The following is a 19,631-nucleotide window of genomic DNA, read 5'->3' on the forward strand; positions in this document are numbered from 1 at the left end:
GGCGCCGCCTGGGCGCCGCCACCGCTCGCGTTCCTCGCCCCGGGGCCGCCGGCCCTGGCGCTCACCGCCGTGGACGTACGGCTCGCGGGGCGCCGGGCATGAGCTGACGGGGGCGTCGCCATGTGCCGGTCGCACGCGTGCAGGGTACAGAGATGGATTTGGCCCCCGCTGGTCCGCCTGCCCGGGATCGGCGGACCAGCGCCTTTGCGGGCGCCGTCGCGGGGTAACCGGAACCTACGCTTCCAGCGGGCGTGACGGAAGACCTGTCCGTGTGTGGTCCAGGTCACATCGTCCGGTCGGCATGTCACACACGGGTCGGCCGGCCGGTCTGCCCTGGTGACGACGGAATTCCCGACACCGGAGGCGATCCCCATGGCCCGCATCTCGCTCGACCCGCCGCGCACCCTGCTGTACCGGATCAGCGAGTGGTACTCCAGGCGCACCTACGGCGCGGTCCTCGACCCCGTCCGCGCGATGGCCCACAACCGCAAGGTCATGCTGACCGACGCGCGGATGGAGATGTCGCTCGCCAAGTGGAACACGCTGGACCCCCGGCTGAAGCTGCTCGCCGTGATGGCCAGTTCGCACCTGATCGGCTGCTCCTGGTGCACCGACTTCGGCTACTGGGAGGCCCACAACGAGGGCATGCCGAGCGCGAAGCTGCACGCGGTACCCGTCTGGCGCGAACACCGTACGGCGTTCACCGAACTGGAGCTGGACGTCCTGGAGTACGCCGAGGCGATGACCGAGACGCAGCCGACCGTCACCGACGAACTGACGGCCCGACTGATCGAGCGGCTCGGCGAGCCCGCGTTCGTCGAGCTCACCGCGATCGTCGCCGTGGAGAACCTGCGCTCCCGGATGAACAGCGCCTTCGGCCTGACCGGCCAGGGCTTCTCGGATCGCTGCGCGGTACCGTCGCGTGGGTGAGCGCACTTGAACTCTTCGAGGAGCACCGGCCGGAGCTGTTCGGCATCGCCTACCGCATGCTGGGCAGCGCCGCCGACGCCGAGGACATCGTCCAGGACGCCTGGCTCAGATGGAGCACCGTCGATGCCGACACGATCGACCGTCCTCGTGCGTACCTGTGCCGGATCGTCACCAACCTCGCGATCAACCGGGCCCAGTCGGCCGCCGTCCGGCGCGAGTCGTACGTGGGCCCGTGGCTGCCGGAGCCGCTGGTGACCGCGCCGGACGCCAGCGGCGGCATCGAGCAGGCGGAGGCGATCTCGCTGGCGATGCTGGTGGTCCTGGAGACACTGTCGCCGCTGGAGCGCGCGGTGTTCGTCCTCAAGGAGGTCTTCGGCTTCGGCTATCCCGAGATCGCCGGGATGCTGGAGCGCACCGAGGCGTCCGTACGCCAGGTCGGCAGCCGGGCCCGCAGCCATGTGCAGGCCCGCCGGCCCCGCTACGACGCGCCCGCCGAGGTACGGCGCAAGGCCACCGACGAGTTCCTGGCCGCCTGCCTCGGCGGGGACCTCAACCGGATGATGACGATGCTCGCCCCCGACGTGACCGCCTGGACCGACGGCGGCGGAAAGATCCGCGCCGCGCTGCGCCCGATCTACGGCGCCGACAAGGTCGCCCGCTGGATCCTCGGCGTCCTCGCGAACCACATCCCGGACGTCGCCGTGCACGACGTGCTGGTCAACGGCCGTCCGGGCCGCCTCGTCACCTCCGGCGACCGTCCGGACTCGGTGGCCTGCCTCGACCTCGCCGAGGACGGCACCATCAGCGCCATCCGGCTGATCCGCAACCCCGACAAGCTCACCCGCGTCCGTCCGGCCGACTGACGCACCGGTACCGACGGCACCGCCCACCGGCGGTTCCGCCGTACTACAACAGGCCGATGTTGGTGAGCGGCACGTTCCAGTCTTCGCTCTCGGCCTGGCCATGACCGTCCCGCGCCGCGGCCGGACCCGCGCACAGCATCAGTCCGGCGGCGACAACGGCCAGGACGGCGACGACACGACGCTTCACGGTTCCTCCTCGACGACGACTCCGTCCACCCTGCTCCGAGCCGGCCGCCCCACCCGCCCAGCCACGCCGCCGGGCCGGTGGATTCAGCCGCTCGGATTTATCATTCGTCCTCATGGCAAGCGTGTTGGACCTGAGCATCCTGGGCTTCCTCTACGAAGAGCCCCTGCACGGCTACGAGTTGCGGACCCGGATCGCGCGGCTCACCGGGCACGTGCGGGCGGTCAGCCACGGCACGCTGTACCCGGCGATCAAACGCATGGAGAAGGCGGGCCTGCTGCGGCGCGAGGCACAGCCGGGCGCGGCCGCCGCCCCGCGCCACGTACTGAGCCTGACCGACGACGGCAGGCAGGAACTGTTCCGCTGCCTGAGCAGCCCCGAGCAGCCCTTCATCACCGACGAGAACCGCTGGTTCGCCCTGCTCGGGTTCCTCAGGCACCTGCCCGACCGTCGGCAGCAGGCCGAGATCCTGCGCCGGCGGCAGGCGTTCCTCGGCGAACCCAGCAGCTTCTTCTACCGGGGCGACAAACCCCTCTCGGCGGCCGAGGTCGACGACCCCTTCCGCCGGGGCGTCCTGCTCATCGCGCGCGCCACGTCCGAGGCCGAGACGGAGTGGCTGGAGCGGACGATCGCGGAACTGGAGCGCGCCGCCTGACCGGGAGTTCCCGCGCGTCGCACCGGCCGGGCCACTTCGGTGTCGCCCGCTCGGCGGTCGTGGTTCAGGAGTGGGCCTTGAGGAATTCGAGGAGGGCGGTGTTGACCTCGTTCGGGCGTTCCTGCTGTGTCCAGTGCCCGCAGCCGGGGAGCTTGATCGGGTCACGCCAGAGGTTGGGCATGAGGTGGGGGAGCTTCGCGATGAGTTCGGGCGTGCCGGGGAAGGCCGGGACGAGGTCGCGGTCGCCGTACATGTACAGCGCCGGCGGGGTGACCACGGCGTTCTGCCAGGCGGCGGTGAGCTCCCAGTTGCGGTCCAGGTTGCGGTACCAGTTGAGGGCTCCGGTGAAGCCTCCGGAGAAGCTCTCCGTGAGCGCGTCGAGGTCCTCCTCGGTGAACCACTCCGGCAGTACCTCCGGGTCGGGCAGCTTTTCGAGCCAGCCCTGGCCGTGCTCGATCAGCGGCTGCATGACCCTGCCGTCGGAGCGGGCGGAGCCGGAGGCGGAGTAGAAGAACTTGCGCAGCGTGGTGCGCACGTCCCGGGCGAACTCGGCGTCGGCGACCCCGGGCCGGTTGAAGTAGTTCCAGTAGAAGCGGCCGTCGAACCGCTTCTCCATGGCGGCCAGCGGCGGCTGCGCGCCCCGGAAGGGCGGCGGCACGCTGAGTCCGGCCACGCCCCGGACCATGTCGGGGCGCAGCAGCGCGGTGTGCCAGGCGACGGGGGCGCCCCAGTCGTGCCCGACGACGAACGCCTTGTCCTCGCCCAGGGCCTGGATCAGCGCGACGACGTCGCCGACCAGGTGGAGGATGGTGTAGGCGTCGACCTCGTCGGGGTGGTCGCTGCGTCCGTAACCACGCTGGTCGGGGGCGACCACGTGGTAGCCGGCGTCGGCCAGGGGGCCGAACTGGTGGTGCCAGGAGTGCCATGACTCCGGGAAGCCGTGCAGCAGGACGACCAGGGGGCCGCTGCCCTGCTCGGCGATGTGGAGGCGGATGCCGTTCACGTCGATCATGCGGTGCTCAACCATGGCACGAGCCTACGCTCGTCGTGATCTTCGGTCACCGCCGCCGGGCACGGAGGTCATCCGAGTTCTCAGCAGATACGGGGCAGCTGTTCCCCCAGGGGCATGTCCACCACGCGGGTGCCGCCCAGGCCCGTGGCCGAGACGACCATGCCCGGATGGTCGGGCACGCAGCGGCCGATGGCCACCGCCTCCCTGCCCAGCGGATGGGCCCTGAGCGCGGCCAGGCAGGAGTCCGCCCGGTCCGGGGGCACGAAGGCGACCAACTTGCCCTCGTTGGCGACGTACAGGGGGTCGAGGCCGAGCAGGGCGCAGGCGTTGGCGACCGTGTCCGGCACGGGGAGGGCGTCCTCCTCCAGGGCCACTCCGACGCCCGACGCGGCGGCGATCTCGTTGAGCGTCGTGGCGACGCCGCCGCGGGTGGGGTCGCGCAGCACATGGATGTCCGGACAGGCGGCGAGCAGGTTCGCGACCAGGTCGCCCAGCGCAGCGGTGTCGCTCTCGATCTCCACGCCGAACTCCAGGCCCTCACGGACGCTCATGACGGCCACCCCGTGCACCCCGATGGCGCCGCTGACCAGGACCACATCGCCCGGCCGGGCCCGGCGCGGGTGGATGTCGACGCCGTCGGGGATACGGCCGATGCCGGCGGTGTTGATGAACACGCCGTCCCCGTGACCGGCTTCGACCACCTTGGTGTCACCGGTGGCCACGGTCACCCCGGCCGCGCGCGCCGCCGCGCCGAACGCCTCGGCCACCCGTGCCACCACGGCCAGTTCGACGCCCTCCTCCAGGATGAACCCGCAGGACAGGAAGAGCGGCCGGGCCCCGGCCATGGCGAGGTCGTTGACCGTGCCGTTGACCGCCAGATCGCCGATGCTCCCGCCGGGGAAGAACAACGGCCGCACCACGAAGGAGTCGGTGGAGAAGGCGAGCCGTTCGCCGCAGGCGGGCAGCCGCGCGGAGTCGCCCAGTTCGGACAGCACGTCGTTGCCGAAGGCGGGCACGAAGAGGTGCTCGACCAACTCGGCCGACAGGGCGCCGCCGCCACCGTGGCCCATGACGATGCGGTCGTGGTCGCGCAGCGGAGCGGGGCAGGTCCAGCCGGAGAAGTCGGCCGGCGCGTACGTCGGACCGGTCGCGTCGAGTGCGTCAGCCAACGGAACTCGCCTCCTCCGTGGTCGGCACCTGGAGCCTGCGGTAGAGGTAGTAGGCCGCGCACGCGCCCTCGCTGGAGACCATGGTGGCGCCGAGCGGGTTGCGCGGGGTGCACTGCTTGCCGAAGGCGGCGCACTCGTGCGGCTTGATCAGCCCCTGGAGGACCTCGCCGCTGCGGCAGACCGTGGACTCCCGGGTGTCGATGTCGGCCACCGAGAAGCGGTGTTCGGCGTCGTAGTCCCGGTACCGGGAGGACAGCCGCCAGCCGCTCTGCGGGATCACACCGATGCCGCGCCAGGGCCGGTCGGTCACCTCGAAGACATCGGCGAGCATGGCCCTCGCGGCCGGGCTGCCCTCGGGCTGTACGGCGCGCGGGTAGGCGTTCTCGACGACGTGCCGGCCCGTCTCCAGCTGCCGTACCGCACGGCGGATCCCCTCCAGGATGTCGAGCGGTTCGAAGCCGGTCACCACGATGGGGACCTTGTGGCGTTCGGCGAGCTCGGGGTACTCGCCGGTGCCCATCACCGTGCAGACGTGACCGGCCGCGAGGAACGCCTGCACCCGGCAGTCGGGGGAGTTCATGATGGCGTCGATCGCGGGCGGCACCCGCACGTGCGAGACGAGCAGGCTGAAGTTGGTGATGCCGAGCTTCTTCGCCTGGTACACGGTCATGGCGTTGGGCGGTGCGGTGGTCTCGAACCCGATCCCGAAGAACACCACTTGGCGGTCCGGGTTGTCCTGGGCGAGGCGCAGCGCGTCCAGCGGGGAGTAGACGACCCGGACGTCGCCGCCCTCGCTCCGCACCTTGAAGAGGTCCCGTCCGCTGCCCGGCACGCGCAGCATGTCACCGAAGGAGCAGAAGATCACTTCGGGGCGGGAGGCGATCTCCAGCGCCTTGTCGATGATCTCCAGCGGGGTGACGCAGACGGGGCAGCCGGGGCCGTGGATGAGCTGGATCTCGTCCGGCAGCAACTGGTCGATGCCGTGCCGGATGATCGAGTGCGTCTGTCCGCCGCACACCTCCATCATCGACCAGGGCCGCGTGGTGAGCGCCCTGATGTCGTCGAAGAGGTGCCGGGCGAGCACCGGGTCGTTGAATTCGTCGAGGTACTTCATGGCCGGCCCTCCTCGTCGGCATCCTGTGCGGGTCCCGGTGGGGGCGTGGTGCCCGCGGGGCGCTCCGCACCGGCGTCGCGGGCAGCCTTCGCCCAGGCGTCGCCGAACTCCTCCTCCAGGACCCCGAGGTTCTCGAAGAGTTCCAGGGTCTGTTTCGCGGACTCCTCGTCCAGTCGTTGCAGCGCGAACCCCACGTGCACGATCGCGTAGTCGCCGACCTGCATCTCGGGCACGTACTCCAGGCACACGTCCTTGATCACGCCGCCGAAGTCGACCTTCGCCATGCGCGTCGCGTCCCGTTCCTCGATCTCCAGCACACGGCCGGGAACGGCCAGGCACATGATGAGCTCCTCACGTTCCGGTCCGGGCGGCGACGATCAACTGCCCCAGGGCAAGGCCGCCGTCGTTGGGGGGCACCTTGTGGTGTGCGAGGACGGCGAACCCGTCCCGTTCCAGTGCGCCGCGGCAGCCCGAGGCGAGCAGGGTGTTGCAGAACACCCCGCCGGACAGGGCCACCGTGCCGACTCCCGTACGCTGCCGGACCGCGCGGCACATGTCGAGGACGAGTGCGACGACGGCCTCGTGGAACCGGCGGGCTATCCGCCCCGCCGGGATCCCGGCGAGCACCTCCGCGGCCACGGCGGCCAGCACCGGTCCGGCATCGGCCACCAACGGGGCGCCGGGGGCGTCGGATTCGGGCCGCAGCGCGAACCGGTACGCCGGGCCGTCGCCCGCCGCGTCGCCGGGTTCTGCCAGCGCCGCGCACTCCAGCTCCATCGCGGCCTGCGCCTCGTAGGCGACCCGGTGGCAGACACCCGTCAGCGAGGACACCGCGTCGAACAGGCGGCCCATGCTGGACGTGGGAACGCAGTTGAAGCCGCGCGCCAACTGCCGCTCCAGCAGCGCTCGTTCACCGGGCGTGGTGACGCGGACGCTCGGCAGCTCCGGGCTCCACGGCAGCCCCGCGGCCCACAGGTGGGACAGGGCCATCCGGTAGGGGTTGCGTACGGCCGCGTCGCCGCCGGGCAGTGGCACACGGCGCAGGTGGGCGAGGCGCCGGTACCCGTCGTAGTCGGCGAGCAGCACCTCGCCGCCCCAGACGGTGCCGTCGTCGCCGTAGCCGGTTCCGTCGAAGGCCACCCCGATCACCGGCGCGGAGCCGTCGAGGCCGTGCTCGGCCATGGCCGAGGCGATGTGCGCGTGGTGGTGCTGCACGCGGGCGACCGGCAGCCCGCGCTCGTGTCCCGCGCGCACGGCCCACTGGGCGGACCGGTAGCCGGGGTGCAGGTCGGCCACCAGCAGCCGGGGCGCGACGGAGGTCAGGTCCGCCAGGTGGGCCGTGGCGCGCTCGAACGCGGTCAGGGTGGCCAGGTCGTCCATGTCGCCGACGTGCGCGGACAGCCAGGCGTACCGGTCGTCGCCCACGCAGAAGGTGTTCTTCAGGTCGCCGCCGACGGCGAGCGCCGGCACGACCGGCGCGGGCAGGGCGACGGGGAAGGGGGCGTAGCCGCGGGAGCGGCGCACGGGGAGTTCCGCGCCGTCGCAGATACGGACCACGGAGTCGTCGCACGGCACGTGGATGGGCCGGTCGTGCAACAGCCAGGCGTCCGCCAGCCCCTCCAGCCGGCGCAGTGCGTCCGCGTCGTCGGTGACGATCGGCTCACCGGCCCGGTTGCCGCTGGTCAGCACGAGCACGCGGGGTCCGGGCGGGTCGCCGGGCAGGCCCAGCAGCAGCCGGTGCAGCGGCGAGTACGGCAGCATCACCCCGAGGTCGGGGCTGCCGGGGGCGACGTCCGCGGTCACGTCGCCCGGTGCCGGTGCGCGGCGGCGCAGCAGGACGATCGGTTTGCGCGGGCCGAGCAGCAGGGCGCGTTCGGCGTTGCCGACGTGGGCGACGCGCTCGACCGTCGCCATGCCGTCGGCCAGGACGGCGAACGGCTTCGAGCCGCGGTTCTTGCGCTTGCGCAGGGTGCGTACGGCCAGCCGGTCCGACGCGTCGCAGGCCAGGTGGTAGCCGCCGATTCCCTTCACGGCGACGACGGCCCCGGCCGCCAGCATCCGGCGGGCCTCAGCGAGCGCCTCGCCGTCCCGGGCGACCCCGGGTGCGTCCGGCGCGCCGGGCAGGGTGTGGGCGGTGCCCGGCGCGTGCAGCAGGGCGAGCCGGGGACCGCAGCGCGGGCAGGCGATCGGCTGGGCGTGGAAGCGCCGGTCGGCGGGGTCGCCGTACTCGCGGGCGCAGTCCGGGCAGAGCGGGAAGCCGGCCATGGTCGTGGTGACCCGGTCGTACGGCAGCCCGGTGATGATCGTGAAGCGGGGACCGCAGTGGGTGCACGTGATGAACGGGTGCCGGTGCCGGCGGTCGCCGGGATCGGCGAGTTCGGACAGGCAGGCGTCGCAGGTCGAGGTGTCCGGCGAGACGAGGGTGCGCCCGGGGCCGCCGCCGGAGGGGCGGATGGTGAAGCCGGTGTCGTGGTCGAGGGGGACGGCGTGGTGCTCGACGGACTCGACCACGGCGAGTGGCGGTGCCCGGGTGCCGATCTCCTCGCAGAACGCCTCGACGGCGGCCACCGGCCCTTCGACCTCGGTGTCCACGCCGCCGGCGTCGTTGGCGACCCAGCCGGTGAGCCCGTGCTCGGCCGCGAGCGCGTGGACGAACGGACGGAAGCCGACGCCCTGGACGACACCGCGCACGGTGACGTGCCGACGCGCGCGTGCCGTGGTCATGGCGCCGTTCCCGGTACGGGCGCCGTGCTCGGCGCGTGTCGGTGCGGCAGGCCCTCGTGCTGCTGCGCGAGCACCGGCGTGTGCGGCGCCCGGCCGTCGGCGCAGGCCATGACATGGGCGAGCAGGTCGTCGACGCCGGCCCCGGTGCGGGCCGAGGTCTCGAAGACGGGGACGTGCGGGTTGACCTGCCGGAGCCCGGCGAGGAAACCGGCCCGGTCGAAGCCGACGGCGTCCGAGAGGTCGCCCTTGGTGACGACGACGACCTGCGCCAGCCCGAACGCGGCCGGATACTTCAGCGGCTTGTCCTCGCCCTCGGTGACCGACACCAGCACGATCCGCAGGCTCTCCCCGAGGTCGTAGCAGGCGGGGCAGACGAGGTTGCCGACGTTCTCCACGAACAGCAGCCGGGTGCCCTCGGGCAGCCAGGGCTCCAGCCGGGCCTGGAGCATCCCGGCCTCCAGATGGCACAGGCCGTCGGTGAGGATCTGCCGGACGGGGGCACGGGAGCGGGCCAGCCGCCGGGCGTCGTTCTCGGTGGCGAGGTCGGCGGTGACGGCCGCGACCCGTGTGCCCCGCGCGAGGGCACGGGTGAGCAGGAGCTCCAGCAGCTCGGTCTTGCCGCTGCCGGGACTGGACATCAGGTTGACGGCGATCGTGCCGTGCCGGTCGAGATAGCGGCGGAGCGCGGCGGCGTTCTCGTCGTTCCTCGCGAGCACGGCCCGGTGCAGCTCGACCGAGCGGCACATGGGCTACCTCCGGGTGGGGGAGCGCTCCTTGTCCGGGGCGGCAGGGGCGGCGGGGGCCGGTTCGGGACCGGGGTCCGTGACCAGCCGGACGATCTCCAGCTCACGGCCGGAGAGCAGGACGAGCGGTCGGGCGCACGCCTCGCACCAGAGCACCGGGGGCATCCCGGTGGGCCCCTCACGGCCACAGCCGTCACAGCGGGCTCGTCCTTCAACAGTGTCGATCAGCAGCTCGGCGCCCGCCAGCGCGGTGCCCTCGGCGGCCACCGCGAAGGAGAACTCCAGCGCCTCGGGGACGACCGCGGCCAGCTCACCGATCCGCAGCGTCACCGACCGCACGACGTCCCCGCCCGCCAGCGGACGCACCTCGTCGACGACGGCCGTGGCGATCGACAGCTCGTGCATGTCCGTTCCCTCCTGACCTCCTGTTTCTCCCGCGCCCTGGCTCTCGGATGGGGCGCGTGAGGCGGATTGGCTAGGCTGAGAGAGCGATGAACCCGTACGAGGCCGAACGCCGCACGCTGCTCACGCCCGTTCTGCTGCTGTTGCTGGCCGAGCGCCGGGGACACGGCTACGAACTGGTGCGCAGACTGGTCGACATGGGCTGGCCGGACGCGGAGTCGGCACATGTCTACCGCGTGCTGCGGGGGCTGGAGACCGGCGGCGCGGTGACCTCGCACTGGGACGCCTCGGACCACGGACCGGCCCGGCGCGTGTACGCGCTGACCCATCAGGGCGCGATGGAACTGGCCCTGTGGTTCGTGCGACTGGGCGAGCTGCACGGCATCCTCCATGTCTTCCTGGAGCGCTACGTCCAGCTGGCGGATGCCACCGCCACCGCCTCCGGTGACGACCGGCCGTCGGCACCCCTGCCCACCGCTCACATGCGTCGCATACGCAAATAGCGGGTGATGTCCGCCAGGTTCCGCACCATCTCGTAGGCGAGCACCAGACCGACCGCGAGGCCCGTCCAGGCCAGACCCGGGTGTTCGTTCATGGGTCAACTCCTCGTCGCTGTGTGTGCCGCCCGTCGCGCCAGATCCGCGACAAGATCGGCGGCGCGGTCCACCGCTGCCGCCACCGGCGGGGTGAGCCCGATGCCGTCGCCCGCGTCGCCGGGCTCGCAGCCGACGACGTAGAGGTGGTCCGGCAGGGTGCCGCCCATGGCGGCGTGCAGGTTCCGTGTCAGCCGCAGTACGGCGGCCGGATCCATCGCGTGGCCGTCCAGCGGGCCGGGACCGCCGCCGGTCTCCGTGCCGTCGTCGTACTCCGCCGGCCGGCCCGCGTCGATCGTGTAGAGCGTGCCGGGAGGGCCGTCCCGGTGCACGGCGTCCACCAGGACGAGCGTGCCCCAGCCGTCCAGCAGCCGGTAGGCCAGGTGCAGCCCGCGGATGCCCACGTCCATCAGCTCCGTTCCCGGCGGCAGCGCCCCCGGGCCGCGGCGGGCCAGGTGCTGGACGGTCTCCACCCCGAACCCGTCGTCCCGCCGGAAGACATTGCCGATGCCGGCCACGAGCACGGCCGGGCGGCCCGGCGCGGGTGCCCCGGTCATGGCTCCTCCCCGGTGGCGGTGAGCGGCCTGACCTCGTCGGGCCGGAAGTACAGGAACCGGCCCTGGGCGCGGCGCAGATCGGTTCCGGGGTCGTCGGCCAGGACCACCGCGAGGTGCGTCTCGCCGTCCAGATCGGTCACCACGGCCTCGACGGTGGCGTGCCGCCCGCGCAGGAAGGCGTCCTGTGCGTCCGTCCGGCGGGCGCCCGGGGCGAGCACGACGAGGCTGCCGGCGCCGACGAGGACGCCGTCGACGACCACCGACGCGACCGCCTCCGCGGCCTCCGGGTCCGCCTGCGGGTCCCACCAGGGGTGCCCGGTCCCGCCGGGCAGCTCCGGCCCGGGCCCGGGGGCGGGTTGCGCCGTGCCGTCGCGCAGCTCACGGATCGTGCCGTGCAGCCGGTCGCGTACGGCCGGGGGCATGCTGTCGACGAGGTCGATGACCTCGGCGGCGCGCGGATCGGTCCCCCGCGCCTCGCGTTTCTCCCGGTCGGTGAGGGCCGCCGTGCGCAGGGAGAGGATCTCGTCGATCTCCGTGCCGTCGTAGAGCGGCCCCGCGCTCTCCTCGGCGAGCGAGGGATGGTCCTCCAGGATGATCGGCGCCGACAGGACGACGTCGTCCGTGTCGTCGGCGCCCGCCAGGACGGGCCAGGTGTGGTCGTTGTGGCACGCGGCGACGTCGGCGCGGGCCCACTCCGGCGGGTCGGTCATCGACAGGAAGTGACCGCCCGGCGCGGAGAGCAGCAGATGGGTGCCGATCATGGCGTGCGCGAGGGCGGCGGAGCGTCCGGTCTCGGCCGGGGGAACGGCCGTGGTGTTGCGCACCGCGAGGGTGAGCCGCAGGACCCGGTAGGGGCCGGGCAGTTCCTCCAGGACCGGGGCCAGGGTGCCGGTGACGCGCGCGGTCCGGCGCACGAGCCGGCCCACGGTCCGTCCGGCGGCGTCCGTCACCGGTTCCCGGCTCGTGGCGGCGGGCAGGTCGAACTCCACGTCCAGGTCCTCGCCCTCCGGGGGCGGCACGCGGACGGGCAGATGGATACGGATGCGTTCCTCCTCGCCCTCGTCCCACGGCACGACGATGCGGTCCGGCAGCTCCAGTTCGGACACCTCGACGGCGCTGCCGTCGGCGGCGAGGCGCTGGACGGTGCGCCGCCGGACCCGCAGGAAGCGCAGCTCGACATCCACCTTCGGCGCGCCGCGCGGCTCCAGCAGGCACTCGGTCCGCAGCGCGCAGGTCTCGCCCGGCGCGGTCAGGGCGGGCGGGTACAGGACCCCGAACTGCCAGCGCAGCCGGTTCTTCGCCGCCGACGCGCGGTACGGGTAGAGCACATAGCCCTCGTAGAGCACCGCGTCGGCCACCGCGCGCGCGTGGGCGAGCGTGTCCTCGGTGTGCCGGGCACCGGTCATGGCGCTCGCCCCCCGTGCGCCTCGGCGGCCGTGAGAAGCTCGGTGAAGACCTGCTCCCAGGACGGCAGGGCATGCCGGGACCGGTAGCGGCGCAGCTCCTCCAGACAGTCGTTGCGTACGCGAATCCAGCCGGTGCCGGGAAAATACGCTTCGATCATGTCCCGCCAGACCTGCACCGGCATCCGGAACGTGGACTCCTTGTGCCAGGGGATGGGCTCGGCGCGGAATCCCTGGCGCCCGGTGAACACGGTGCCGGAATACAGCAGCAGGAGCGGTATCTCGCCCTTGGTGAGCGCCCGGAAGTACGACGCGGAGGCCACCTCCGTGTCGTAGGTGCAGGGCACGGGCATGTCGACCTCGGTCACCCCGGTGAAGGCCGGCACGGTGAGGGACACGTGCGCGAACTGGAGGGGTTTGAGTGTGGTGCTCCAGCGTCCCGGTTCGCCGAACAGGTCGGCGAGCATGTCGACCTCCTCCGGTTCGTAGGTGCGGTGGCCGGGCTCGATACGGATCTGGCAGCGCAGGGCGACGGCGTGCACCGGCTGATGGTCGCTCTCCTCGATCCGCAGTCCGAACAGCAGCGTGGGACCCGTGCCGTACGCCTCCGGCCGTACGCCCGTGCAGCTGAACTCAAGGTCGGTCATGGCGTGTCCCCGGGGCCGAGGGGGCGGGCGGCGGCCCGGACGCGCTCGAAGAACGCCGCGAGGTCGGCGCGTGCCTCGGAGCCGCCGTCGAACCCCTTCCAGTGCAGGCGCATCCGGCCGACCAGTTCGTAGCAGACGTCCACCGGGACCAGCGCGCACAGGCCGGGCCCGGGGCCGTCCGCCCGCTGGACGAGGAGGGCCTCGACGTCGGGTTCGAGCAGTGCGGTCAGCCGGGTGCGGCCGAGGACCTCGTCCCAGGTCCGCGGGTCGAGCTCGCTCTCGGTGGCACCCGCCGGGCTGGGGTAGAAGGCGCACAGCCGGTCCAGCGCGGAGTTGCGGAAGAAGAAGGCGAGCCCGACGGGGATCTGGAGCCGGGCGCGGTCCTGTTCGTCCAACTGGAAGGCGGGGTCGACCAGATAGCGGGCCGGTACGGCCCGGAACCGGCCGCCGCCCGCCCCGGGCCGGTCCAGCAGCAGATGGCAGGAGGGGCAGACGCACTTGAGGGAGCGCAGCCGGGTGTCGACCAGGTGCCGGTGCTCGGCGGGCAGCGGCTCGCCGCACAGCTCGCACCGTTCGCCCGGCGGCGGGGGCCGGCGGGCGAACTGCCGCAGGACGTCGGTGGTCATGGCACCGTCTCCGGACGCTCGGGCAGCGCGACGCGCACCGCGCCGTCCTCCTGCAACAGGGGGAGCGGGTCGAGGTGCCCGTCGGCTCCGACGCCCGCGTGCCGTACGTCGTAGTCGGTGCCGCAGCCGGCGCAGCGCAGCAGGTCTCCGGCGAGCACGGCATCACCGAGCCGGGCACCGCACACCGGACAGCGGTCGCGGTAGGCGTACAGCCCGCCCGGCAGCCGCACGAGCAGCAGGCGGGCGTCGTCCACCTGCGCCGTGACCAGGGTCTCCTCCCTGCGCGGGAGCCGGTCGGCGACGACGGTGTGCCAGTGCGCGGGGCCGGGCGCCGCACCGTCGGCGGCGCGTGGGCCGGGCGCGTCGTCGGGCGGACGGGGCAGGATCTGCAGCAGCGGCGGTCCGGAGTCGGCGGTGGCGCCGGCGCTCTCGACGTCGATGCGGACGATCTCGGGGGCGAGCCGGGCGACGGCCTCCTCGATCGTCCAGCGCACGGTCTGGGCCGACGACGGACAGCCGTCGCAGCTGCCGCGCAGCCGCAGCCGGAGGACCGGCCCGTCGTCGGCCGCGACGTCGAGCCCGGTGACCTCGACGTCGCCCGCGTGCGAGCCGAGGTAGGGGCGGACCCGGTTCAGGGCCCGCTCGACCCGGGTCAGGGTGTCGTCCGGATGCAGGTCGTGGAGGATCAGCAGATCGGCGACGAGTTCGTCGGCGACGAGGACGGCGACCGGGTCCGCGCCGGGCGGGGCGTTGCGCAGCAGCCGCACCGCGCGGGTGAGCCCTTCTCCGTAGAACTCGACCAGTGTGCGCACCAGTTCATCGGCCCTGGCGCGGACCTCGGGGTCGGCCGTGCGTCCGAGTTCGTCGAGGAGGGCGGCGATCCTCCCGCCCACGTCCGGTCCGGCCATCGACGGGCCCTCCTCTCACGCGGGGTCAGGCCGGATCAGGCGGACAGCCCGCTCAGGCCGGTGGGCAGGTGCGTGTGCTCGACGGTCCGCCCGCCGCCGACGTACATGTGCACACCGCACGGCAGACAGGGGTCGAAGCTGCGCACGGCGCGCATGATGTCGATGCCCTTGAAGGTCTCCGGCGGGTTCTCCTCGAAGATCGGCGTGTTCTGCACCGCGTCCTCGTACGGACCCGGGGTGCCGTAGGTGTCGCGGACACTGGCGTTCCACGGGGTGGGCGGGTACGGGTGGTAGTTGGCGATCTTGCCGTCGCGGATGACCATGTGGTGGCTCAGCACTCCGCGGACGGCCTCGGTGAAGCCGCAGCCGATCGACTCGTCCGGCACGTCGAACTTCTCCCAGGTCTGGGTGTGCCCGGCCCGGACCTCGGCCATCGCCTGCTCGGCGAAGTGCAGTGCCGCGGCGGCCGCGTACGCCTGGAAGTAGGTGCGTGCGCGGTTGCGTTCGATGGCGTTGCTCCACTTCGGGATGTGCCACTCCAGGGTGGTCTCCGGCTTGGTCATGGTGCGCGGCAGACGGATCTGGACGCTGTCTCCGGTGGCCTTCACATATCCGATGTCGACCAGCCCGGACAGGGCCGTGGACCACAGCCGGGCGATGGGACCGCCACCGGTGTCCAGGGCGAGGTGGTGCGTGCCGTCGAACCAGCGCGGGGACATCACCCAGCTGTACTTGTCCTCGAAGTCGCGTTTCTGCGGGGCGGGGATGGTGTGCTGGTTCCAGGGGTGGCGTTCGTCGACCTCGTTGCCGAGCGGGTCGTACTCGACGAACTTCTCCATCCCGGCCCAGTCCTCGTAGTACGAGGAGCCCAGCAGGATGCGGATGCCGAGGTTGATGTCGACGAGGTCGTTGGTGATCAGCTTGCCGTCGACGATGACGCCCGGGGTGACGAACATGTGCCGGCCCCAGTCGGACATCCGGGCGTAGCTGAAGTCGCAGTGCTCCGGATCGTTCAGCGCGCCCCAGCAGCCCAGCAGCACCCGTCGCCGGCCGACGTCCTCGTACCCGGGCAGCGCCTCGTAGAAGAAGTCGAAGAGGTCGTCGTGCAGCGGGACGACGCGCTTCATGAACTCCACGTAGCGGGTGAGCCGGGTGAGGTAGTCCGTGAAGAGCTGCACCGTGGCGACGGTGCCGACGCCGCCCGGGTAGAGCGTGGAGGGATGCACATGGCGGCCCTCCATCAGACAGAACATCTCCCGTGTGTAGCGGCTGACTTGGAGCGCCTCGCGGTAGAACTCGCCCTCCAGCGGGTTCAGCGAGCGCATGATGTCGGCGATGGTGCGGTAGCCGTGCTCGGCGGCGTGCGGGGCCTCGGTGCGCTCGGCCAGTTCCAGCACGCCCGGGTTGGTCTCCCGGACCATCTTCTCGCAGTAGTCGACCCCGACCAGGTTCTCCTGGAAGATGTTGTGGTCGAACATGTACTCCGCGGCCTCGCCGAGGTTGATGATCCACTCGCCCAGGTGCGGGGGTACGACGCCGTACGCCATGTTCTGCGTGTACACCGAGCACGTGGCGTGGTTGTCGCCGCAGATGCCGCAGATGCGGCTGGTGATGAAGTGTGCGTCCCGCGGGTCCTTGCCGCGCATGAAGACGCTGTAGCCGCGGAAGACCGAGGAGGTGCTGTAGCACTCGGCGACCCGCTTGGCCTTGAAGTCGATCTTCGTGTGGATGCCCAGGCTGCCCACGATGCGGGTGATGGGGTCCCAGGACATCTCCACCAGGCTGCCACCGGCCGACTTGTCCTTCACCGTCGCCATGATGCCGCTCCGATTCCCGTCACCACGGCGCTCGGTAGCCCGTGGTGAGCTTCTCGCCCTTGGTCCGCCACTTCGGTTCCCGGTCCACGGTGTGCTCCGTGAAGTGCCGCAGCCGCCGTACGACCGAGCCGTAGACCGTGCTGGCCGTCGACGAGATGTGCGCCCCGGGCGGCTCGTCCATGAACGGCATGAACTTGTCCGGGAAGCCGGGCATCGTGCAGGCGATGCAGATGCCGCCGACGTTCGGGCAGCCGCCCACGCCGTTGATCCAGCCGCGCTTGGGCACGTTGCACTTCACCACCGGGCCCCAGCACCCCAGCTTCACGAGGCACTGCGGCGAGCCGTACTCCTCGGCGAACTGCCCCTGCTCGTAGTAGCCGGCCCGGTCGCAGCCCTCGTGCACGGTGGCGCTGAACAGCCAGGTCGGCCGCAGCTCCGCGTCCAGCGGGATCATGGGCGCGGCCCCGGCGGCCTGGTACAGCAGGTAGAGCAGTGTCTCGGAGGCGTTGTCCGGATGCACCGGGCAGCCCGGGACGCACACGATCGGGATGCCCGCCTGGGACTTCCAGTCCCAGCCGAGATAGTCGGGCACCCCCATGGCGCCGGTGGGGTTGCCCGCCATCGCGTGGATGCCGCCGTACGTCGCGCAGGTGCCCATGGCCACCACGGCGAGTGCCCTCGGGGTGAGCCGGTCGAGCCACTCGCTGGTGGTGATCGGCTGGCCGGTCTCCGGATCGTCGCCGAAGCCGCACCAGTAACCCTCGGGTTTGACCCGCTCGTTCGGGATGGACCCCTCCACGACCAGCACGAACGGGTCGATCTCGCCCCGCTCGCCCTTGAAGAACCAGTCGACGAAATTGTCCGCCCCCTGTGCCGGACCGCACTCGAAGTCGATCAACGGCCAGTGCACCGCCACCTTCGGCAGGCCGGGCAGTGCTCCGAGCGCGAGTTCCTCGATGCTCGGCTGGCTCGCGGCGGTCAGGGAGACCGAGTCCCCGTCGCAGCTCAGACCGGCGTTGATCCAGAGTATGTGTACGGTCGGTTCGTCCCGCTGATCAACAGAGGCGGCCGGATCGGCCACGGTGTCGGTCGAGGCATTCATGAACCCTCCTCGAATCCGCGCAGGGCAACGGGGTGGTCCGAAACAACCCCTTTTCGGTGTAGCACCGTCGGCAGCCCGCGGGTAAGTGCGATCCGGCCCTACCGGTACGGCCGCCCGATCCGGAGGGTCAGGGGACGAGGACGCGTGCGAGGAAGTCGCGGATGTGTCCGGTGATGGAGTCCAGGTGGCTCTCCAGGGCGAAGTGCCCGGAGTCGGGCAGATGGATCTCGGCATCGGGCAGGTCCTGGCGGAACGCCTCCGCGCCCGCGGGGCCGACGATCTCGTCGCCTGCTCCCCAGACCGCCGGCAGTGGCACTCCGGAGTCGCGGAAGTACTGGTGGACCTGCGGGTAGAGGTCCAGGTTGGTGGGATAGTCGCGGAACAGCCCGAGCTGGATCTCGTCGTTGCCGGGGCGGTCCAGCAGTGCCTGGTCGTGGACCCGGTTGTCGGGGCTGACGAGGCTGGGGTCGGGGACGCCGTTGACGTACTGCCAGCGGTCGGCGAGCGCCGGGATCGGCCCGTGGAACATGTGCGAGCTGGTCGGGAAGCCGTGGAGGAGCACGACCACGGCGCAATGTAACCTGTCAAGGCTTCTTTTAGGGGTTAGGGTGGCCGGTGGGTGCGGCAGGTCTCAGGGTCGGCCGGGTGTCCGGTCGCGTCGCCAGTCGTACGCGGCGAGGGCCAGGGAGGCCGCCATGCCGACGAGAGCGGCGCCGATCGCGGTGAAGAGGGCGGTGGGGTAGTGGCCGCTCCTGCCGAGCGTGACGTAGAAGAGACCGGGCAGGGCGGCGGTGCCGACCGCGGCGCCGAGTCGCTGTCCGGTCTGCAGGGCGCCGCCGGCGGCACCGGCCATGTGCACGGGGACGTCCCGCAGGGTCATGGTGATGTTGGGGGAGACCACGAAACCGCTGCCGACGCCGCCGAGGAACAGCAGGGGAGCGGCGGCCCAGGGCGCGGTGCCGAGGGGCGCGTAGCGCAGCAGGAGCGCGGTGCCGCCCAGGCCGACGAGCACGCCCGTGAGGCCGCAGACGGTGAGCGTGCGGCCGAACCGCTCCACGAGCCGGCCGGCGATCACGGCGGCGCTCGCCGACCCGACGGCGAAGGGGGTGACGGCAAGGCCGGAGCGGAGCGGGGAGTAGCCCAGGCCGTGCTGGTAGAAGAGCGCGAAGACCAGCCAGACACCGCTGAATCCGATGAAGTACAGCGTGCCGACGCAGGCACCGATGGCGTAGCCGCGCACGGTGCTGAACAGGCGCGGGTCGAGCAGCGGCTGCGCGCCCCGGGCGACGAGCCGGCGCTGCCACTGCGTGAAGACCGCGAGGAGGACGACGCCGACGGGGAAGAGCCACCACAGCCGGCTGAGACCGCCCGAGTCGGCCTGGACCAGGGGATACATGAGCGCCAGGACACCGAGGCCGAGGAGCACGACCCCGGGCAGGTCCACACGGCCCCGCCGCCGGCCGCCCCCTCGGCCCGAGCGGAGGGCGCGGGGCAGCAGACGGCGGCCCAGGAGGACGGCGACGACGCCGATGGGGACATTGACGTAGAAGATCCAGCGCCAGCCCTGCCCACCGGAGGCCAGGGCGAGGATGGCGCCGCCGGTCAGCGGGCCGACGGCGGAGGAGATGCCGACGGTCGCGCCGAAGAAGCCGAAGGCGCGGCCGCGTTCGGCGCCGCGGAACAGCTGCTGGATCAGCGCCGAGTTCTGCGGCGCCATGAACCCGGCCGCCAGCCCCTGCGCGAGCCGGGCCACGACCAGCAGCGTGATGTCGGGGGCCGCTCCACAGGCCGCGCTGAAGACCACGAAGCCGCTGAGGGCCAGCAGGAAGATACGACGGCGGTCCAGCGCGTCGCCGAGCCGCCCGGCGGTGACGAGGGCGAGGGCGAAGCTGAGGGCGTAGCCGGAGACGACCCACTGCACCTGGGCGGCGGAGGCGTGCAGGTCACGCTGGATGGTGGGCAGCGCGACCGCCACGATGGTCACGTCCAGCAGGCTCATGAAGCCGGCGACCAGGGTGACCCACAGGGCCCGCCACCGCTGCGGGTCCGGCTGGTATCCGGGCTCCTGAGGTCCCGCCCGGCGGCCGCCCGCCGCCGGCATCGACGCCGTCACAAGGGCTCCTCTCCCCGGGTGCGCACCCGGACGGAGCACGTTCCCCACCAGCGCACAGGCACACACCAC

Annotated in this window: 21 protein-coding genes and 1 pseudogene; 4 read left to right on the forward strand and 18 right to left on the reverse strand. The window is 72.1% G+C overall.

The window, feature by feature from the left end; genetic code table 11:
- Positions 1-336 precede the first annotated feature (336 nt).
- Both ACFC8N_RS14045 and ACFC8N_RS14050 read left to right on the forward strand, forming a co-directional pair.
- Positions 337-930: a carboxymuconolactone decarboxylase family protein gene (locus tag ACFC8N_RS14045; protein ID WP_376288254.1), complete on the forward strand. Its 594-nt coding sequence runs from the start codon at positions 337-339 to the stop codon at positions 928-930.
- On the forward strand, positions 927-1,793 hold the full coding sequence (locus tag ACFC8N_RS14050; protein WP_362819971.1) for an RNA polymerase sigma-70 factor: 867 nt from the start codon (positions 927-929) through the stop codon (positions 1,791-1,793). Before ACFC8N_RS14045 ends, ACFC8N_RS14050 begins: the two co-directional genes overlap by 4 nt.
- Before the next feature lie 43 nt (positions 1,794-1,836).
- Here ACFC8N_RS14050 and ACFC8N_RS14055 read toward each other — a convergent pair whose 3' ends face one another.
- Positions 1,837-1,980, reverse strand: a complete 144-nt coding sequence (locus tag ACFC8N_RS14055) for a hypothetical protein (RefSeq protein ID WP_356033160.1) — start codon at positions 1,978-1,980, stop codon at positions 1,837-1,839.
- A gap of 112 nt (positions 1,981-2,092) precedes the next feature.
- On the opposite strand from ACFC8N_RS14055, the gene ACFC8N_RS14060 reads away from it, so the two are divergent.
- On the forward strand, positions 2,093-2,632 hold the full coding sequence (locus ACFC8N_RS14060) for a PadR family transcriptional regulator (protein ID WP_356033158.1): 540 nt from the start codon (positions 2,093-2,095) through the stop codon (positions 2,630-2,632).
- Positions 2,633-2,696: 64 nt separating this feature from the next.
- Here ACFC8N_RS14060 and ACFC8N_RS14065 read toward each other — a convergent pair whose 3' ends face one another.
- The 7 genes from ACFC8N_RS14065 to ACFC8N_RS14095 all read right to left on the reverse strand — a co-directional run bounded on the left by ACFC8N_RS14065 (position 2,697) and on the right by ACFC8N_RS14095 (position 9,799).
- Positions 2,697-3,659 carry an alpha/beta hydrolase gene (locus ACFC8N_RS14065; protein ID WP_356033155.1) on the reverse strand — a complete coding sequence of 321 codons (963 nt, stop codon included), beginning with the start codon at positions 3,657-3,659 and terminating at the stop codon, positions 2,697-2,699.
- A gap of 65 nt (positions 3,660-3,724) precedes the next feature.
- Complete coding sequence (hypE, locus tag ACFC8N_RS14070; RefSeq protein ID WP_356033224.1) at positions 3,725-4,714, reverse strand: hydrogenase expression/formation protein HypE; 990 nt, start codon at positions 4,712-4,714, stop codon at positions 3,725-3,727.
- Between the two features lie 91 nt (positions 4,715-4,805).
- Complete coding sequence (gene hypD, locus ACFC8N_RS14075) at positions 4,806-5,927, reverse strand: hydrogenase formation protein HypD (protein ID WP_362819969.1); 1,122 nt, start codon at positions 5,925-5,927, stop codon at positions 4,806-4,808.
- Positions 5,924-6,268 carry a HypC/HybG/HupF family hydrogenase formation chaperone gene (locus tag ACFC8N_RS14080; protein WP_356033151.1) on the reverse strand — a complete coding sequence of 115 codons (345 nt, stop codon included), beginning with the start codon at positions 6,266-6,268 and terminating at the stop codon, positions 5,924-5,926. Before ACFC8N_RS14080 ends, hypD begins: the two co-directional genes overlap by 4 nt.
- Before the next feature lie 10 nt (positions 6,269-6,278).
- Positions 6,279-8,651, reverse strand: coding sequence for a carbamoyltransferase HypF (hypF, locus tag ACFC8N_RS14085; protein WP_376288255.1), 2,373 nt, complete (start codon positions 8,649-8,651; stop codon positions 6,279-6,281).
- Positions 8,648-9,397: a hydrogenase nickel incorporation protein HypB gene (gene hypB / locus ACFC8N_RS14090; RefSeq protein WP_376288256.1), complete on the reverse strand. Its 750-nt coding sequence runs from the start codon at positions 9,395-9,397 to the stop codon at positions 8,648-8,650. Before hypB ends, hypF begins: the two co-directional genes overlap by 4 nt.
- 3 nt (positions 9,398-9,400) lie before the next feature.
- On the reverse strand, positions 9,401-9,799 hold the full coding sequence (locus tag ACFC8N_RS14095) for a hydrogenase maturation nickel metallochaperone HypA (protein ID WP_356033143.1): 399 nt from the start codon (positions 9,797-9,799) through the stop codon (positions 9,401-9,403).
- An 86-nt stretch (positions 9,800-9,885) separates the two neighbouring features.
- Between ACFC8N_RS14095 and ACFC8N_RS14100 the strand changes: the two genes are divergently transcribed.
- Positions 9,886-10,299, forward strand: a complete 414-nt coding sequence (locus ACFC8N_RS14100) for a helix-turn-helix transcriptional regulator (RefSeq protein WP_356033141.1) — start codon at positions 9,886-9,888, stop codon at positions 10,297-10,299.
- Here ACFC8N_RS14100 and ACFC8N_RS14105 read toward each other — a convergent pair.
- The 10 genes and pseudogenes from ACFC8N_RS14105 to ACFC8N_RS14150 form a co-directional block, all read right to left on the reverse strand.
- Positions 10,275-10,391, reverse strand: a complete 117-nt coding sequence (locus tag ACFC8N_RS14105) for a DUF6893 family small protein (RefSeq protein WP_376288257.1) — start codon at positions 10,389-10,391, stop codon at positions 10,275-10,277. The two genes, ACFC8N_RS14100 and ACFC8N_RS14105, sit on opposite strands and share 25 nt — an antisense overlap.
- Before the next feature lie 3 nt (positions 10,392-10,394).
- Complete coding sequence (locus ACFC8N_RS14110; RefSeq protein WP_356033138.1) at positions 10,395-10,946, reverse strand: hydrogenase maturation protease; 552 nt, start codon at positions 10,944-10,946, stop codon at positions 10,395-10,397.
- Entirely contained in the window at positions 10,943-12,352 is a 1,410-nt protein-coding gene (locus tag ACFC8N_RS14115; RefSeq protein ID WP_376288258.1) for a hypothetical protein, read from the reverse strand. The genes ACFC8N_RS14110 and ACFC8N_RS14115 overlap by 4 nt, the downstream gene beginning before the upstream one ends.
- Positions 12,349-12,996, reverse strand: a complete 648-nt coding sequence (locus tag ACFC8N_RS14120) for a DUF6084 family protein (RefSeq protein WP_356033133.1) — start codon at positions 12,994-12,996, stop codon at positions 12,349-12,351. The genes ACFC8N_RS14115 and ACFC8N_RS14120 overlap by 4 nt, the downstream gene beginning before the upstream one ends.
- Positions 12,993-13,622, reverse strand: coding sequence for a DUF5947 family protein (locus ACFC8N_RS14125; protein ID WP_376288259.1), 630 nt, complete (start codon positions 13,620-13,622; stop codon positions 12,993-12,995). The genes ACFC8N_RS14120 and ACFC8N_RS14125 overlap by 4 nt, the downstream gene beginning before the upstream one ends.
- On the reverse strand, positions 13,619-14,530 hold the full coding sequence (locus tag ACFC8N_RS14130) for a NifU family protein (protein ID WP_376288260.1): 912 nt from the start codon (positions 14,528-14,530) through the stop codon (positions 13,619-13,621). Before ACFC8N_RS14130 ends, ACFC8N_RS14125 begins: the two co-directional genes overlap by 4 nt.
- Positions 14,531-14,565: 35 nt before the next feature.
- Complete coding sequence (locus ACFC8N_RS14135; RefSeq protein ID WP_376288261.1) at positions 14,566-16,347, reverse strand: nickel-dependent hydrogenase large subunit; 1,782 nt, start codon at positions 16,345-16,347, stop codon at positions 14,566-14,568.
- A gap of 19 nt (positions 16,348-16,366) precedes the next feature.
- The gene (locus ACFC8N_RS14140; protein ID WP_376288262.1) at positions 16,367-17,449 is read right to left on the reverse strand and encodes a hydrogenase expression protein HypE; all 1,083 of its coding nucleotides are present in this window, start codon (positions 17,447-17,449) and stop codon (positions 16,367-16,369) included.
- 127 nt (positions 17,450-17,576) lie between these two features.
- Positions 17,577-17,951, reverse strand: a pseudogene (locus ACFC8N_RS14145) (alpha/beta fold hydrolase); the annotation flags it as partial.
- Between the two features lie 129 nt (positions 17,952-18,080).
- Positions 18,081-19,550 (reverse strand): MFS transporter, encoded by a 1,470-nt coding sequence (locus ACFC8N_RS14150; protein WP_376288296.1) that lies wholly within the window; start codon positions 19,548-19,550, stop codon positions 18,081-18,083.
- Positions 19,551-19,631: the final 81 nt, after the last annotated feature.

It is taken from the genome of Streptomyces sp. NPDC055966 (genome assembly GCF_042269865.1).
Taxonomy (GTDB): domain Bacteria; phylum Actinomycetota; class Actinomycetes; order Streptomycetales; family Streptomycetaceae; genus Streptomyces.